The sequence below is a fragment of the Novosphingobium profundi genome (assembly GCF_018491765.1).
Classification (GTDB): Bacteria; Pseudomonadota; Alphaproteobacteria; order Sphingomonadales; family Sphingomonadaceae; genus Novosphingobium; species Novosphingobium profundi.
This window is the reverse complement of the sequence record NZ_JABWCU010000003.1, coordinates 97,997-114,053: the sequence shown is the minus strand read 5'-3', so window position 1 is coordinate 114,053 and position 16,057 is coordinate 97,997. Positions and strand designations below refer to the sequence as shown.

Annotated in this window: 12 protein-coding genes and 1 pseudogene; 4 read left to right on the top strand and 9 right to left on the bottom strand. The window is 61.1% G+C overall.

The features are described 5' to 3' along the window. Positions 1-8: 8 nt before the first annotated feature. From HT136_RS03090 to HT136_RS03075, 4 genes are all read right to left on the bottom strand, one after another. Positions 9-1,436 (bottom strand): c-type cytochrome, encoded by a 1,428-nt coding sequence (locus tag HT136_RS03090; RefSeq protein ID WP_214197701.1) that lies wholly within the window; start codon positions 1,434-1,436, stop codon positions 9-11. 4 nt (positions 1,437-1,440) lie between these two features. Beyond that, positions 1,441-3,030, bottom strand: a complete 1,590-nt coding sequence (locus tag HT136_RS03085; protein ID WP_214197699.1) for a GMC family oxidoreductase — start codon at positions 3,028-3,030, stop codon at positions 1,441-1,443. A gap of 2 nt (positions 3,031-3,032) precedes the next feature. After that, positions 3,033-3,674 carry a sugar dehydrogenase complex small subunit gene (locus HT136_RS03080; protein ID WP_214197697.1) on the bottom strand — a complete coding sequence of 214 codons (642 nt, stop codon included), beginning with the start codon at positions 3,672-3,674 and terminating at the stop codon, positions 3,033-3,035. A 128-nt stretch (positions 3,675-3,802) separates the two neighbouring features. Beyond that, positions 3,803-4,717: a LysR family transcriptional regulator gene (locus HT136_RS03075; protein WP_214197695.1), complete on the bottom strand. Its 915-nt coding sequence runs from the start codon at positions 4,715-4,717 to the stop codon at positions 3,803-3,805. A gap of 177 nt (positions 4,718-4,894) precedes the next feature. Between HT136_RS03075 and HT136_RS03070 the strand changes: the two genes are divergently transcribed. After that, complete coding sequence (locus HT136_RS03070; protein ID WP_214197694.1) at positions 4,895-6,223, top strand: carbohydrate porin; 1,329 nt, start codon at positions 4,895-4,897, stop codon at positions 6,221-6,223. A 128-nt stretch (positions 6,224-6,351) separates the two neighbouring features. Further along, on the top strand, positions 6,352-6,933 hold the full coding sequence (locus HT136_RS03065; RefSeq protein ID WP_214197692.1) for an outer membrane protein: 582 nt from the start codon (positions 6,352-6,354) through the stop codon (positions 6,931-6,933). A gap of 511 nt (positions 6,934-7,444) precedes the next feature. Here the strand turns inward: HT136_RS03065 and HT136_RS03060 are convergent. From HT136_RS03060 to HT136_RS03040, 5 genes and pseudogenes are all read right to left on the bottom strand, one after another. Further along, entirely contained in the window at positions 7,445-7,711 is a 267-nt protein-coding gene (locus HT136_RS03060) for a metal-sensing transcriptional repressor (RefSeq protein WP_214197690.1), read from the bottom strand. 15 nt (positions 7,712-7,726) lie between these two features. Then, entirely contained in the window at positions 7,727-8,590 is an 864-nt protein-coding gene (locus tag HT136_RS03055; RefSeq protein ID WP_214197683.1) for a nickel/cobalt efflux transporter, read from the bottom strand. A gap of 297 nt (positions 8,591-8,887) precedes the next feature. Further along, positions 8,888-9,895 (bottom strand): hypothetical protein, encoded by a 1,008-nt coding sequence (locus tag HT136_RS03050; RefSeq protein WP_214197681.1) that lies wholly within the window; start codon positions 9,893-9,895, stop codon positions 8,888-8,890. A 497-nt stretch (positions 9,896-10,392) separates the two neighbouring features. Next, a pseudogene (locus HT136_RS03045) lies at positions 10,393-11,586 on the bottom strand (IS91 family transposase). A 5-nt stretch (positions 11,587-11,591) separates the two neighbouring features. After that, positions 11,592-12,500, bottom strand: a complete 909-nt coding sequence (locus tag HT136_RS03040) for a tyrosine-type recombinase/integrase (protein ID WP_214197679.1) — start codon at positions 12,498-12,500, stop codon at positions 11,592-11,594. 554 nt (positions 12,501-13,054) lie between these two features. Here HT136_RS03040 and HT136_RS03035 point away from each other — a divergent pair. Then, positions 13,055-14,917 (top strand): GMC family oxidoreductase, encoded by a 1,863-nt coding sequence (locus HT136_RS03035; protein WP_246543307.1) that lies wholly within the window; start codon positions 13,055-13,057, stop codon positions 14,915-14,917. A gap of 86 nt (positions 14,918-15,003) precedes the next feature. Next, positions 15,004-15,879 carry a transporter gene (locus tag HT136_RS03030; RefSeq protein WP_214197677.1) on the top strand — a complete coding sequence of 292 codons (876 nt, stop codon included), beginning with the start codon at positions 15,004-15,006 and terminating at the stop codon, positions 15,877-15,879. The last annotated feature ends 178 nt before the right edge of the window (positions 15,880-16,057 follow it).

Sequence of the window (16,057 nt, the reverse complement as noted above, 5' to 3'; positions counted from 1 at the left end):
GATATTTGTCAGCCAACCCGCGATTTGCGGCCCGAACTCTTTCGGATCGAGACGTAAGCGACAACGGCGAGCGCCAGAGCCGCCAGGCCCATCAGCCAGGGCATCAGCTTGAGCAGCAAGGGTTCGGGCCCGCCTGCGCGGGCGGTTGCGACCATCGTGGCTGTGACGCTGGTTTGCGAACGACCAAAGCGCTGCAGCACATGGTTGGCCACCGCGGCGACCTGCGCATCACTCATCTGGTCTGCGAAAGCGGGCATGAAGGCATGGCCAACACCACTTTTACGGTCGACACCGCCCAGGATGGTCATGATCAGGTTCGCCGGATTGACCGCCCCGGTTGTGACACTGCCGACCAGGGGAGGATAGAAATGATCCTTCGTACCCTTGCCGTCCCTGCCGTGACACGAGGCACACGCGCCGGCGTACAGAAATGCACCGTCGGTCGTGGAACTGTCGGCATAAGACGCCTCGTCCGTCCCGTTACCGGGCTCATACGCGGCCAGCTTTATGGGCCGGGCCTGCGTCCAGGCGAAAGCCGGTCGCTTTTCATCCGGATTGCGGATTGGATCGCTTGCCTTGAGATAGGCTGCTATCGCCTCGAGATCGGCGTCGGGCAGGTGCTGAAGCGAGTGCTCGACCGCTTCCGCCATACCTCCGGCCGCAACGCCCTTGCCGGGGGCACGTCCATCGCGCAGGTAGGCGACCAGTTCGTCCTGCCTCCAGCCACCGATGCCACTGATGGGATCGGACGTGATGTTCGGTGCATGCCAGCCGCCGATATCGCCGCCGCCAAGTGCCTCACCGGATTTTTCGGCCATAAGCACGTTGCGCGGCGTGTGACACGATCCGCAGTGGCCCAGCGTCTCGACGAGGTACTGACCGCGCTGGGCCTGTGTGCTGAGCGTCTCGGTAGCCTTGAAGGGCTTATCCGAACGAAACATCCAGTTCCACGGCGTCATGAGCATGCGAATGCCGAACGGGAACGGCAAATGCGTTTCGGGAGCCTTTGTATCGACCGGTTTCACACCGTGCATGAAATAGGCATAGAGCGCCTGCATATCGGCTGTGCTGACACCCTGGTAGTCCGTATAGGGCATCGCCGGATAGAGATTTGCGCCGTCGCGGCGCTTCCCCTTGCGCATTGCGCGATCGAAATCGGCGAAACTCCAATCGCCGATGCCCGCGCTTTTCGAAGGTGTGATGTTGGGGGCAACGATAGCGCCGAGCGGCGAGGCGATCTCGTATCCCCCGACATATTGCGGACCGCTCGGTTCTACCGCGCGGTGGCAGGCGGCACAGTCGCCCGCGGTCGCCACTGCGGCGCCGCGCGCGATCAGGGCCTTGTCCGTGAAATCGGGCTGGGCATCTTGTGCAAAGGAAGGGCTGGCCACGACCAGAGACAGGCACGCGGCGGTCACTGAAATCAGGAATTTCATCGCGTCAGACCTCCTTCGCGATCGCGTCGGCGATGCGGATGGACAGCGCCACGCCGGTAAGCGTGGGGTTGATCACGCCCGAGGCGGGAATGACGCCCGTCGTCGCGAGGAAAAGATTGTCGTGGTCGTGCGTGCGACAATCACCGTCCACAACCGAGTCCTTCGGATCCGCGCCCATGATGACCGAGCCCATGAGGTGATCGCGGTTCTGCCAACCCTCGCTGATGTCGATCAACTGGCCATTCATGCCCTTCACGAAGGTATGAAAATCCGCTTCGGCGTGCGGCCTTGCCGCCTTGACGTAGTCGTCGACATCGTAGTGGACGGTCAGCGTCGGGATGCCGAGCGCGTCGCGACGGGTCGGGTGCGGCTGCACGCGATTGGTTGGATGCGGCAGCATTTCGAACACGGTCGAGAACTCGACCCAGCGCGAGGCTTCGTCGCGGATGCGCCGGTCCAGTTCCGGACCAAGCAGGCCCTGATCAATCAGACGCGCCGCGACAGCGGGATTGGGGACCGGATTGGCGATGGCATGCTTGATCGCGGCATAATCGCGGCGATGCTCACCATCGCGGCGGTTGAAGACGCCACCTTGCTGCACCGCGCCGCGGCCACCCCAGACTTCCTCGTCGGCGAGGAAATGCATCCCGATGCCGGTATGATCCATCAGATTGCGTCCGACCTGATCGGAGGAATTCGCGACATCCGACATCAACAGCAGCTTGGGCGTTTCCAGCCCGTGTGCGGCAACGATGAAGTAGCGCGCAGTGAGGCGTACATCCTCACCCTTGGACGTGCGGTAATGAACCGCGACGATCTTGCCGCCTGCACCTTTTTCCAGCTTGTAGGCCGTGGCGTCGGTCAGCAACTTGGCGCCAACTGCCTCGGCGTGATCGGCGTGAAAGCCGCCCGAGTACATTGCACCGATCGGGCAGACGGGCATGCAGTTGTTGTTGCCAGCGCAGGCCGGACGTCCGTCGTAGGGCTTGGTCACGCGCGCATTTGGCTCGTGGATGAAGTTGAAGCCAAGCGGCGAAAGGCGTGCCTCGAGCCGCTGGAACATGTAGGTCTTGCCTTCGGGCGGTAGCGGATAGGGCTTCGAGCGGGGCGGATAGGCACCGCCGCCCTGCCCGCTCTGGTCCTGCTCGTCCGAACCGACCACGCCGAGCGCTTCCTCCGCCCTTTGATACCAGGGTTCCAGATCGTCATAGCTGATTGGCCAGTCGCGGCCGACGCCGTAAGTCGACTTGAGCTTCATGTCGGAGGGCAGATAGCGCCAGGTCGCCGCCGCCCAGTGCCAGGTCGTGCCGCCAACCAGCTTGAGCATGCCGGGCCGCAGATCGAACGAGCCGGTGTTCTCGAGATACTCGTCGGATTCCGTGGTTCGCGCCCACTCCACATCGGGGTAGGGACGGTTGTAGTCCGAGCGGCGCGAAGAATTGCGCGAGTTCTGGACGATCTTCCAGCGCGGTATGCGCAGGCCGGCTTCCATCAGGATAACCGATTTGCCTGCCTTGGCCAGCTCGTAGGCGGCATTGGAGCCGAGCGCGCCGGAGCCGACGACGATTACGTCGGCGTCAAAAGTTTCGGCCATGGTTATGCCCTTTTCGAAGATGTTGAAGAACGGGCAGAGCCATGCCACTCAGCAATCCCTTGCGGTCCGCGCGGCTCCGGCGTACCGGCAGGCGGCTGCACCCAGAAATCCGTGCCGCCACGCGCGTAAGTCGGGATCACCGTCGCGTCGATTGTCGGGCGCCACATCAAGGCGCCGGTAAAAGTGACGAACCCGGTCGTGTCCTTATGCCCGTGCGAGGGCGGCGTACCGGTGAACCCCAGGTAGAAGGCCGAAGTTATTGTGCGCGCGGTAGCCAGCAGTGCCTCGTCCTTGCCGACAGGAGCGGCCAGAAATTCCGCCATCCCCTTGAGCCCGGACGAAGTGATCGCTTCGCTAAGCTTCTCAACCGCCTGCGCGAAGCCGCGGTCGAGGGTGGAAAGCTGCCTCCAGGCTCGGTTCAAGGCCGTTTCGTCATCAAGCGCTGCGCTGGTGACAAAACGGCTTGCGTGGACGAATGCCGTACTGGGCTTTGCGGCTTCGGCCTGCGCCAGTAACGCATCAACAGAGATGCCACTTCCGGCGAGAAATGCGACGGCGCCGATGCCGACGAGAAGGTCGCGGCGCCTGAGCATGGCAAAGGGTGTACTGGCGCTGGTCTGACGACTCGCCTCGTTTTGAGTCATGGTTGCTTCTCACGATTGGTTGACCAGATTTGGCCTTGCCGCGCCTCTGCGCCCCTTGACCGGGGTTTTCCATCCCCCAAGCGCGTCCGGATCACGAAGGCTGCATTTCCAAATCGCGAAGGCTGGATTTACACCTGCTCGATCTCCGGGTGCTCCATCACCTCACGGCGCAACTCGTCCTGCAGAAAATCGACAAAGGCCCGAATGCGAGCTGGCTGATGATGGCGCGAGGCGAAAACAGCCTGGATCGGAATGGCGGGCGGCACCCACCCCGGCAGCAGTTCCACCAGCCTGCCGGCCGCGAGATCTTCACGGGCATCCCAGATGGACTTGAGCGCCACCCCCGCACCGCCAAGGCACGCGGCCTGCGCCGCCGCACCATCGTTGGCGAGAAGGGTCCAGCCAACTTCCACCCCGATCTTGCGATTGCCGCGCTGGAACCGCCAAAGCGTCACCGGGGGATCGCCCAGAACGATGCAGTCGTGCTGGGCGAGATCCTGGGGAACGCGTGGGTTACCGCGCCGGGCGACGTAGTCGGGCGAGGCGACCAAAACCCTGCGATCCGGGGCAATCGTGCGCGACATAAGCTCTGAATCGGGCAGTCTGGCTTGCCGGATCGCAACGTCGACGTTGTCCTTAACGATATCCAGCATACGGTCGGTCGATAGCAGTTGAACGCGCAAATCCGGATTGGCCTGGAGAAATCGCCCCAGGCGCGGCGCGATCTGGCCAATGCTGAATGCAATCGTCGCCGTAACGCGCAGAACGCCCGCTGCCTCCGTGCTGCGCGTTTGCAGCGCGGCCTGCGCCTCTTCCAGCTTGTCCAGTATCTCGCGCGCGCGCGGCAACAGTTCGAGGCCATCGTCCGTCAGGCTGATGCGGCGCGGTGAACGGTTCACGAGACGGACGTGCAGGTCGCTTTCCAGCCGCGCAAGCCGCTTCGAGACGACCGCCAGCGAAAGCCCCTCCAACCGGGCGACCTCGGAGAGACTGCCCGCACTCGCGAGGCGCACGAAGACCGCCAAATCCTCCAAGTGTGTCATGCTTGTCAACCTCTAGTGCTCAGCCGCGTCCTCGCAATGTCGTGACGAGCGCCGAATGTGTACGTTGCGTTGCTTGCACGATTGTAATGCGAAGACCAAGGGGCGCCCCGGCCGTGCCACAAAAAACGTGCGCGCGCCTTAGCCCCCTGTCCGTCCGCAAGTTCAAGGCCTTCCTGCATGCCATCGCAATCGAAAATCCTGCTGCTCGGCGCAGCTCTTTGCAGCGCCGCCTTTGCGCCTCTCGCGCACGCTTCAGACGATCCGGCCCCCGACGGGACGGCTACCGAGACTTCAGGCACAACCCTGACCGGCGACTGGGGCGGACTTCGTACCGACTTGCACGAAAAGGGCGTTGATCTTTCAGTCGACTACACAAGCGAACTGGCCACAAATGTCAGTGGCGGCACGAAGAAGGCGGTCACCGAGACTGGGCAGGTCACTGTCGGCGCAGCCATTGATGCCGAGAAGGCTTTCGGTCTCAAGGGAGGCAGTTTCCAGGCCAGCGTCACCTGGCGCCGCGGTCGCAATCTGGTCCAGTCCGCAGGGCTCGATACATTGCTTCAGACCCAGGAGGTCTACGGTCGTGGCCAGACCTTCCGCTTGACCGAATTCTCCTATTCCCAGGATCTGGGCGGGGGGCTCGACATCAAGCTGGGGCGCTTGCCTGTCGGCAACGATTTCAGCAGCTTTTCCTGCGATTTCATGAACGGGAGCTTCTGCGGTGCGCCCATCGGCAACATTGGCGGTGACTTCTGGTACAACTGGCCTGTCAGCCAGTGGGCAGCCCGATTGCGGGCCCGCCACGGCTCATCCTATGCGATGATCGGCGCCTACGAGGTAAATCCGCGTAACCTCGAGAACACGTTCACCATCGGCCATTTCAAGGGCGCGACGGGCGTCCTCATCCCCTTCGAGGCAGGGCGAAAGGTCCGTCTCGGCGCAACTGGCCTTCCAGGACTGTACCGTGCGGGAGGTTGGTATAGCACGGCCGATGCCGATGATGTCCTTCTGGCTCGCAGCCGTCAGCCAGCAACGCTAGCCAACGAGCCGATGTTGCAGCGTTCGGGACGTTACGGCGGCTTTGTCATGCTCCAGCAGCAACTGACCGGCCATTACGAGGAACTGGCGAATGGAGAAACCCGCACCACCAAGGGACTAAGCGCCTTTGTGACGTTCACACAGGCCGACCGTAATACGGCGCGCGTCGACAACCAGATCACCAGCGGCATACGCTATCTTGGCTTTGCAGCGACCCGCCCTCACGACTTCATCCAGCTTGGTGCCGCGCGCACCCACCTCAACGCCCGAGCCGCGTTGCACGAGGAACTGACCGCCGGCTCGCCGATCAGCCAGGGCGCCGAGTACGAGATCGAGGCAGACTACGGGCTGCAACTAACGCCCTGGATGAATGTGCAGCCCAATGTGCAGTATGTCTTCAATCCCGGCGGCGACAAGCGAGGTCACGATGTCGTGGCGCTCGGTGTAAAAACGGCAATCTCGATCTGAAGCCAGTCGGCGCCACTTTGGATTGTTACCCGCCTGGAATCGCTGCGTTGCCGCGGCAGCGGATTATGTCGAGTGCCGATTGATGCCAGAGGTCGCTGCGAATTGAAGCATGCGGGATATCTGTCGACATGAAAGCCTTCGTCACCTCAGCCATTACCGGCGCCACGTTCCTGTTTGCAAACCAGGCCATTGCAGCTCCCTTTCAGGGAGCATTCCTTGGCGTTCATGCCGGTTGGAACGAAGATCGCGTGCATGGCGCTCAGACCGATCTCGGTGAAATACCTGTCCGCGAAACCGGCGACAAGTTCGTTGGCGGTCTATTCGCTGGCTACGACCAGAGAATTACGCGCCATATCGTCATCGGCGGGGAAGCCGGCTTCGACATCGCCGCCGATGACCGAATTGGCGAAGGTGCGCGATACATCGATCCATCGTATACGTTCGATGTAACGGGTCGGGTCGGATATGTGACCTCGCCCAAAACGCTTGTCTACCTCCGCGGCGGCTATGAAAATACCCGCGCACGCGTCGTCAACGGGGCTCTACGCGGGCATGACAATTTCGATGGCTGGACGGCAGGCGCCGGCCTCGACCGGGAAATCCTGGAAAATGTTTCCGCCTCGCTCGAGTATCGCTATTCAGACCTTGGCAGCGCGGGCCATGCCTTCGATCGCCATCAGGTTCTTGCCGCCTTGGCCTATCACTTTTGAGGACCTGACCTGAAGGCCCCGACACAGTGAACAACGATAAGCTGCGCAGATTTTCATCCCGATGTATCAGGTAGTGCCCCCTAAAAAAGTGTAGAACCCGCCTGCCCGCTTTTCAATCTTGCGAACGCCCTTGGGCCTGTGGCGATTCATCGTGATCCGATGTTGGCGAGGCGCACATGGCGTTGACTTTCGCAAGCCTGGGCATCGGACAGCACTTCGTCCGCTTCGTTCAACCTGCCTTCGATCCCGGAGATCTGGTTTGCATCCTACCAAATTGGCGACGCCCGAGATTTCCGATAAACGTTTCTTTCCTACGGGACCGGCACCGCAGCGCTCAATTTTCGCCCCTCCTGGACTAGCTTGGCGCGACCATAACTTCCTAGAAGTTAGCGCCCAAGTTCGCCATTCAGAGCCCCGACGTTTACGCTTGGCAGCGGACATTCGCTGACGGCTATCCCTTGTTTCCAGAGCCAGCGTTGGTTCACGCCTTCCTCAACAAGGACGGTAGAGCTCAAAGATACTTCGCCAGTTCCCCAAGCTTCGCGAGATCTTCACGCACGGCCCCAGGCAATGGCCCGATCAAGTTCTCGAGGTGATGCTCGATGTGATCGGTGACGATCAGCGTTTTGGTCTTTTCAAGCGCGGCGACGACGGCCTGCATCTGTTGAGCGATTTTGAGGCCATCATCACCATCTTCGACCATGCGAATGATGCTCGCGAGGTGGCCGTTGGCCCTGCGCAGACGGTTGAGGAGATCGGGGTTCGCGGCGTGACTCATGCAATTGTGTCCGGTTCAGGGAAGCGTCTGGTAGGCATGTAGCGCAACGTAGAGCCCAAGGCACAGGATCACGAGGCCGCTGGCATAGGGCGCCTTGCGGACCAGCGTGCCGAAGCCACCGAAGGTCTTTTGGGCATAGCGCACGCTGAGCGCGGCGATCACACCCGACATGACCATGGTCAGGGCAAGGCCGATGCTGAAGCAGAGCACGAGGACCGAGCCCAAGGCAATGCGCTTGAGTTGAAGGCAGAGTAGCAGAACGGTGATCGCGCCGGGGCATGGGATAAGGCCGCCGGTCAGGCCGAACATTACGATTTGCCCGGTGGTCACGTTGCGCCCGGCGAAGCGGCGGCGAATGTCCTCGGCGTGCTGGCGTTCGTGGGCGTCCTGATAGCCGCCGTCGGTCAGATCGAGGGCGTGCTCCAGATCGTGATCCATCGCGTGGTCATGATGGTGATCGTGGTGATCGTGGTGATCGTGCGCATGGTCATGGTCATGGTCATGGTCATGATCGTGATGATGGTGGTCGTGCGATTGCTCGTGATGGATGCGCCAGAGCATCCACAGCGCTACCGCAACGATCATTAACCCCGAGGCGAACTGGAAATAGGGTTCGATCCCTTCGGGGCTGAGCCCCTGGAACAGGTAGACCCCGCCCAGCGCTACAATCCACACGATCGCCGTGTGCGACACCGTTGCGGCAAGCCCCAGAAGCACGGCCTGCCGGACGGTTCCGCGCACCGCGACGATGAAGGCGGCCATCATCGTCTTGGAATGGCCGGGTTCGAGACCATGCAAGGCGCCAAGCAGGATCGCGCTCGGGATGAAGAGCCAGGCATGCGCAGCGCTTTGCTGCAGAAGTTCGGAAAGCGGAGTCATACTCAACCCGATAGTCTACCTAGCGATTCGATCCCATCCCCCCTGTGGGGATATTCATTTGCTAGGTCCGGCTCGCCTGAGCAGATTTCGGAGTAGGGGCTGGCAGCTTTCTAACCTCCAGGGTTCTAAGCACGAAATTTCCCTACCGGCCTTGCCCTCCGAGGGGCGTGGGCGCGCCCAAGTAGGCCGCTCCAAATCTGATTTGACGCTCCTGAGAGCTGTCTGTCCGTTTCCAGATGCCGCCCATACGCTCAGGGGTAGAGTTGGGCGGGGAGCGGAATAGCGTGCGATCCAGCTTTACGAACCATTTTTCTTGGTCACCGGATGCGGCAGTTGGCCTGCGCAAAGCTGAAAAAATCGACTTACGACCGCGCGCTCCTTATTGTTTATCGCATTCATCTCGATGGTCCCCCGCGCAGTTTCGAGCGTCAGATTCCCAGTTTCGGCAAAGCTTTGAAATAGGGCAGCATCCCATGGCAGAACTGCATCTATCCGTGTCTGTTCGCCGGGATTTCCAGCACCGATTACTCGAACGGCCATGTGGTGCCGTCCAGAGCTGATCTCTAATGACGCCCCCTTCTTCGCAGGCGGCGTCACGCGAGCATATACCGGACCATTGGTGTAACGGCACCATAGATTGAACTTTGTTCGCTCGCCGTTGAGGTCTTGATAGCTGAGGGATGGCATGCTCCACCACTCGTCGGGACCGAGGACCCACGTAAGGTCATCGCGCCCAGATGTTCCCTTGCGATAATCATGCGGGATCGACACCGGCGGTGGTTCTACGAATGGATTATATTCAGTTGGCCTCTGGGAAACTCTCGAAGGATCGTGATCACGTTGCCAAGCAAAATAAGCGTCGCGCGCTCTGAGCGCTATTTCACTTCCCGGAGATAGATTTTGAATTTTCATTCCGGCATCTGTCTTTTGGAATTCAAAGGCCCCTTCCAGAAATCCAGCGGACTGACCAGTGATCACGTAAGTTTTGCCGCCTTCGAGTGCTTGAGGCTCCACCATCGTTTCGGCCTTCGGCGGCGCTTGGCCATATCGAATTGGGAAATTAGGACCACACTCATCTCTGCCGTTGAAAGCCCCGTAAGGAACTTCGAACTCCCAGACAGCGCGCCCATCTTCATCTACAATGGTGAGATTTCCCCAACACCACGGGTAGGCCGTGACATCATCATCGCTACTCGTGAAAACAAGTTCTCCATCGATCAGCGCCGCTTTCACGAGGAAAAGTTGCGAGCACGAGCCCAAGACTAGTAGCACGAACGCGCTAGCGGCGATCTTGAAAAGCTGCATTACCACAACATGTCATATAAAATGGACGTCGCTTCAAGTCTAGGTGAGGGAAGCAGGCAAGATGCCCTGCAAATCGTAAAAGTCTACTATTTGACCCATCGCTGACGTCGGCAATGTCAGCGCTCACCGTCCTAAGATAAAAAACGGGAACGGCAGCAAGTTGCTATTCATCACTCCAAAACCGACGGTCGCCAACCGTGAAGAGTTTCGGGCGCCGGCAGGCGTACGAAAGTCTCCGAGGCACGAACCCGCGGGCCCCGATTACCGATCTATGGGTGTTTCGCTTTTGGACCCGTCGGAACGGGCGACGAGTTGCGGTACGAGCCTCATCAACCGGCCCGCAATGGGCCGATTTCGCCGGCGGATCGACGGGGGGATAACCGTTCGAGCACATGATCCAATCGGCACGGGAGCTCGGTTCTGGCTGATAAGCGCAAGGCAAGCCGGCGGCCGAAGCGAGGTTGCTGCGACCCGTGAGCGGGTTGATCCATGCCGGGTCATGCGACGCGCTCCCGGATTTGCGGGCTGGGCCTGGGCGGCGCGCGGGGCTGGCTCCAGCGTGGGAAGGTTTCGATGACGATCATGCGCCCCCCACAGCACGGGCATGGTGCACAGGTGTCGGGCTCGGCTTCGGGCTCTGGCTCCTCAGCCTCTGGCGTGACGGCAAGCAGGCGGCGGGCGAGCGCGAGATTGTCGTGGCGCGCGGCGCTGGCGAGCAGGCCGTAATGGCGGATGCGATGGAACCCGCGCGGCAGGACGTGAAGCAAAAAGCGGCGGATGAACTCGTTGGCGCTCAGGGTCATGACGCGCTGGCGATCGGGCCCATCGCGGCGATAGTCCTTGTATCGGAAGGCCACGCCCGTCTCGTCGAAGCCGACCAGACGCGGGTTCGAGATGGCAACGCGGTGTGTGTAGCGCGACAGGTAGGCGAGCACGGCCTGCGGGCCGGCAAAAGGTGGCTTGGCGTAAACGACCCAGCGCTTGCCTCGCGCGGGTCTGAGATGGCGCTGGAAGGCAGAGCGGTCCGAGAGATCGGCGATGGAGCCGAAGAAGGAGAGCTTGCCGGCATCATGCAGCGCGTTCAGCCGGGTGAGGAACAGGCGCCGGAACAGTTTGCCCAGTACGCGCACAGGCAGGAGGAAGGCGGGACGCGAGGAGATCCACTGCGTGCCGCCAGGGGCGATGCCGCCGCCCGGCACGATCATGTGCACGTGGGGATGATGCATCATTGCCGAACCCCAGGTGTGCAGCACCGCGGTGATGCCGATCCGGGCACCGAGATGCCGGGGATCGGCTGCGATGGTCAGCATCGTCTGCGCGGCCGCCTTGAACAAGAGGTTGTAGACCGGCGCCTTGTTCTGCCACGCGATGTCGGCGACCTCAGCGGGCAGCGTGAAGACGACGTGAAAGTAGCCAACCGGGAGCAGGTCTGCCTCGCGCTCCTGGAGCTAGGCGCGCGCCGCCGCCCCCTGGCACTTTGGGCAGTGCCGGTTGCGGCAGGAGTTGTAGGCGATCCGCCAATGACCGCAGTCCTGGCAGGCTTCGATGTGCCCGCCGAGGGCTGCGGTGCGACAGCTCTCGATCGCCGCCATGACCTTGAGTTGGGCCAGGCTCAGGTGCCCTGCATGGGCTGTTCTGTAAGCGGGCCCGGCGCTACGGAAGATATCGGCGACCTCGAGCGAGGTGCGCAAGGCGTTCAGCCGTCGGGCGCCACCGGCGCAGGAGCGACGATCCCCAGCTTGTCCAGCGGGCTGACCACGGCATGGACGGTGCGCGTCGCCACCTTGGTGTAGAAGGCGGTGTTCTCGAGCTTGGCATGACCGAGCAAGGTCTGGATGATCCGGATATCGATCCCGTCCTCCAGCAGATGCGTGGCAAAGCTGTGCCGCAGCGTATGTGGGCTCACATGCTTGGCGATCCCGGCGGACTGGGCGGCCTCGACGACAACGCGGTGAAGTTGCTTGGTGCTGATCGGCTTGAGGGGATGCTGGCCGGGGAACAGCCATCCGTCGCGGTGCAGCACGCCTTCGCGATGGCCCATCTTCCACCATTCGCGCAGCAGGGTGAGCAGGTCGTTGGAAAGCATGGCGTTACGGTATCGGCCGCCCTTGCCGCGTTCGACCCGCAGCAGCATGCGCTCGCTGTCAACGTCGCCCACCTTGAGCATCGACACCTCAGCGACGCGCAGGCCCGCGCCATAGGCAACCGCCAGGGCGGCATGGTGCTTTAGACAGGTCGTTGCCTGCAGCAGGCGCGCCACTTCCTCGCGGCTGAGCACGACCGGCAACTTGCGCACCTGCTTCTCGCGGTAGAGCCGGCGCGAGAGATCCGGGCGATCCAACGTCTGCGTGAAGAAGAAGCGCAGCGCGGAAACGATGCTGTTCATCGTCGGGGGCGCCATCCCTTCTTCGCGTTGCTCGACCTGGAAACGGCGCAGGTCTTCCGCCGTGGCCTTGTCGGGAGGGCGCCCCAGCCAAGCGGAGAAACGCGCAACGTCGCGAATGTAGTTGCGCTTCGTCTCGATGGAGAAGCGGCGCAAGTCCATGTCTTCGATCAGGCGCTGGCGCAGCGGGCTCACGGGGGTGGTGGAAAGGGACTCGGTCATCGTATGGCTCCTTGACTGAAAGGAGCCAGCAAGGTCTGCCTAAGGCTAGCGACGCTCAACCCCAGCGCAACGTCCGATCCATGCAGGTACCGCGCCGATTACACCCTCCGCGAAGCGGTTCGTGCACCGGCCCGTCTTGGGCATCCAGAATGGGAAAGGAGACGGACCGCAGCTGGTGACGCAAAATCGGCGGCGGATCAGCCAGGATGGGTCGACCTCGAAACCGGCGGCTAGGCACCCGAGCCGGTCATTCCGCCCCTTGTCTGAACCGGTGTGGCTCCGGGCTTCGCGCCATCCGTCCCCGCAGCATTTGTCTCTTTCAGAACGCGAAATTTTTGCCTCAAGAGCCCTGGAGCCCTCGTTGCGCCAGAAAGCAACCGTAGTCGTCCTTTCGGGTCCATCACCTTCATTCCTCCAAATAAACTTGTTTCTCAGAGAGATAATTCAGCATACAGCTTTGGTATAGCCACATACTTACTTGGTCTTGGACCAAGTCGCCCCTCCGAAAATAGATCAGTTGGACCAGAGGGGGAAACGCCCTCGAGAACAAAACGATGCCGCACGACCAGCCGGTAGATCAGGGAGATGGCACCAAAACCGGCAACGCGGCACGGACGCTGCAAGCCGGGCTACCCCCTTGTAATCTCGCGGCAGTCGCAGGCAAGGGGAAGGACTCAACAATGGACCGGGGCGACAATTCATCCAACCTATCCCATGCGCAGGAATTGATCTCGCGCGCGCAGGATGCGCTGATCTTTGGGCGCATAGAACGGCGCGATTTTCTGCGTATCGCGCTGTCAGCCGGTGTGGGGGCGGCCACCGCCGGTGTGATGGCCGGCTTCGCGGAAAAAGCGCGTGCCAACCAGATCACACTCGCAACGAACTTGCGCTCGACTTACGACTACATTGTATGCGGTTCGGGTTCTTCGGGCTCGGTTGTAGCCCGAAGACTAGCCGAGAATCCTGACGTCCAGGTCCTGTTGCTCGAGGCCGGTGGTAGCGACCAGCTACCCAGTGTGATCCAACCAGGCCAGTGGTTCACCAACCTTGGTACCGAACGGGACTGGGGATTCCGCGCCGAGCCCAATCCGCATATCAACAACCGGCGCATGCCTCTTTCGATGGGCAAGGTGCTTGGTGGTGGTTCCGCCATCAACGTCATGATCTGGGCGCGCGGTCACAAGAACGACTGGGACTATTTTGCCAGTGAAGCCGGCGACGACCGCTGGAATTACGACAGTGTCCTGAGCATCTACAAGGAAATCGAAGACTGGCGCGGAACTCCAGACGAAGCCCGCCGTGGCAAGGGTGGACTCGTTCATGTCCAAACCCCCGACGATCCCCTGCCCATCGCGCCCGCGATGCTCGAAGCCTGTGCAGGCGCAGGCATTGCAACGTTTGACGACATGAACGGCGCGATGATGGAAGGCGATGGCGGCGCCGCCATTCCCAACGTGCGCATCCGGCAAGGAGAGCGGCTTTCCGTCTTTCGAACATATGTCCGCCCGATCCTGGATCGTCCGAATATTACGGTCCTGACCAATGCGATGGTCCGCAAGCTTCGATTTGAGGGCAAACGAGTCACCGGTGTTGATATAGCTGTTGGCGATCGCGCGATTTCGATTGCTGCTAGCAGCGAAGTCGTGCTGTCGACAGGCGCAATCAATACGCCCAAAATTCTCATGCAATCCGGTATCGGCGACGCCGCCGAACTGAAACGGCATGCAATTCGCGTGGTTCATCATCTACCTGGCGTTGGCGCCAACTACCAGGACCACTTCATGATCGCCGGCTGCGTATGGGAATACAAGGAAGCCCTGCCCTTTCGCAACAACGCGGCCGAGGCGACCTTCTTCTGGAAAAGCGACGCAAGGCTGGACACCCCGGACCTGCAGCCTTTCCAGATCGAGGTACCTTACACCAGTCCGCAAACGGCCGAGCGGTATGCTCCGCCGGCCGGATGCTGGTCACTATCGCCAGCCGTCGTGCGCCCGCAAAGCCGCGGCCAGGTCAAGATAACCGGGGCTGATCCCAAAGATCCTGTCCAGATCTTTGCCAACACAATGGCGGAAGAAGCCGATCGCAGGGCCATCTTGCGCTGCATCGAACTGTGCCGGGAAATCGGCAATGCTGCCCCGCTAGCCCGCTTCAACAAACGCGAGGTCATGCCCGGACCACTCAAAGGCGCCGAGCTGGCAAATTTCGCGCGCGATGGAGCGGTCACCTACTGGCACGAGAGCTGCACCGCCAAGATGGGGCGCGACGAGATGTCGGTCGTCGATGCGCAATTGCGCGTACATGGCATCGAAGGTCTGCGGATCGCGGATGCATCGGTAATGCCTCGCGTCACGACCGGCAATACAATGGCTGGCTGTGTCATCATTGGCGAACAGGCCGCGCGTTTCATGCGGACCTGACCAGCCCTTTCTTCAGACCCTTCCTCAAAACAACTGACATGAATGGAGTTCACACAATGGTTAAACGGCCATCGATGACGCGCGCCTTGAGCACACTGCTGGCATGCGCTGCAACATTCGCTCTACCCCCGGCCGCGCATGCCGTCGATGTAGATCCCGGCGACTACACCGCCCTCCCGGCGGGAACGAACCTTGCGCTCGTTTACTACATGCACACCGATCGCGACCAGCTGGAATTGCCAGATGGAACGGTCCTGGATGACGGCACAAAGCTGGATTCCGATATTACCCTTGTGCGCCTTGTCCATTACACAAAGATCGGCCCTTTCATCGTCGACCCGCAGATCATCATTCCAATCGGAAGCCTGCATGGGGGCCAGATCAATGGCCAGCGGCTCGACAGCTCTTCCGGGGTTGGCGACATCATCCCGTTCGCGACCATCTGGCTGGTGAACAAGCCGGATCGCGAACATGGGACGTATCTGGGCGTCTCCCCGATTGTCTCGATCCCGACAGGGACCTACGACCACCGCAAGTCTGTGAACCTGGGCGGCAACCGCATGACCTACGACATGCAGATCGGCCTCATCCAGGGCCTGGGCAAGAATGTCACGCTCGACGTTACCGGAGACGTGATCTGGTATGGCGACAACGACAAGTACGGCGTGGAAAAGCAGACGCTTTCCCAGAACAAGACCGCCTCGGTCCAGGTCTGGGGTCGCTATGCCCTGAACTCCAAAAGCTCGCTTGCCCTCGGGTATGCAGGCTACTGGGGCGGCAAGCAATTCGTCGACGGCCTCGACAACGGGAACCGGACGGAAAACCAGCAAGTGCGCGTAGCCTTCCAGACCATGGTGTCCAAGTCATTTCAGCTCGAAGCAAGCGCAGGTCGAATGGTGCAGGTCTCAGGCGGATTTCGAGAAGCGGATCGCTTCCAGCTTCGCCTGATGAAGATCTTCTAAACATCGAGGACGCGATGAGGGTCATCTCATCGCGTCCTTATGCAAAAAGGCACGTTCCGACCTGATCGAGGAGGATGACGATTGAGACCAAGACCCGATGAGCTTGACTCATCGGGTCTTGGTTAAGCCCGTGCGGCGCTTGAGCATTTACCAAGTCCGATGCGTCAGCATCTCAGAG

Coding starts and splice junctions, on each gene's coding strand:
- HT136_RS03055 (WP_214197683.1), bottom strand. CDS start 8,590: ATGACTCCGCTTTCCGAACTTCTGCAGCAAAGCGCTGCGCATGCCTGG.
- HT136_RS03075 (WP_214197695.1), bottom strand. CDS start 4,717: ATGACACACTTGGAGGATTTGGCGGTCTTCGTGCGCCTCGCGAGTGCG.
- HT136_RS03085 (WP_214197699.1), bottom strand. CDS start 3,030: ATGGCCGAAACTTTTGACGCCGACGTAATCGTCGTCGGCTCCGGCGCG.
- HT136_RS03035 (WP_246543307.1), top strand. CDS start 13,055: ATGCCGCACGACCAGCCGGTAGATCAGGGAGATGGCACCAAAACCGGC.
- HT136_RS03060 (WP_214197690.1), bottom strand. CDS start 7,711: ATGAGTCACGCCGCGAACCCCGATCTCCTCAACCGTCTGCGCAGGGCC.
- HT136_RS03040 (WP_214197679.1), bottom strand. CDS start 12,500: ATGACCGAGTCCCTTTCCACCACCCCCGTGAGCCCGCTGCGCCAGCGC.
- HT136_RS03070 (WP_214197694.1), top strand. CDS start 4,895: ATGCCATCGCAATCGAAAATCCTGCTGCTCGGCGCAGCTCTTTGCAGC.
- HT136_RS03065 (WP_214197692.1), top strand. CDS start 6,352: ATGAAAGCCTTCGTCACCTCAGCCATTACCGGCGCCACGTTCCTGTTT.
- HT136_RS03080 (WP_214197697.1), bottom strand. CDS start 3,674: ATGACTCAAAACGAGGCGAGTCGTCAGACCAGCGCCAGTACACCCTTT.
- HT136_RS03050 (WP_214197681.1), bottom strand. CDS start 9,895: ATGCAGCTTTTCAAGATCGCCGCTAGCGCGTTCGTGCTACTAGTCTTG.
- HT136_RS03090 (WP_214197701.1), bottom strand. CDS start 1,436: ATGAAATTCCTGATTTCAGTGACCGCCGCGTGCCTGTCTCTGGTCGTG.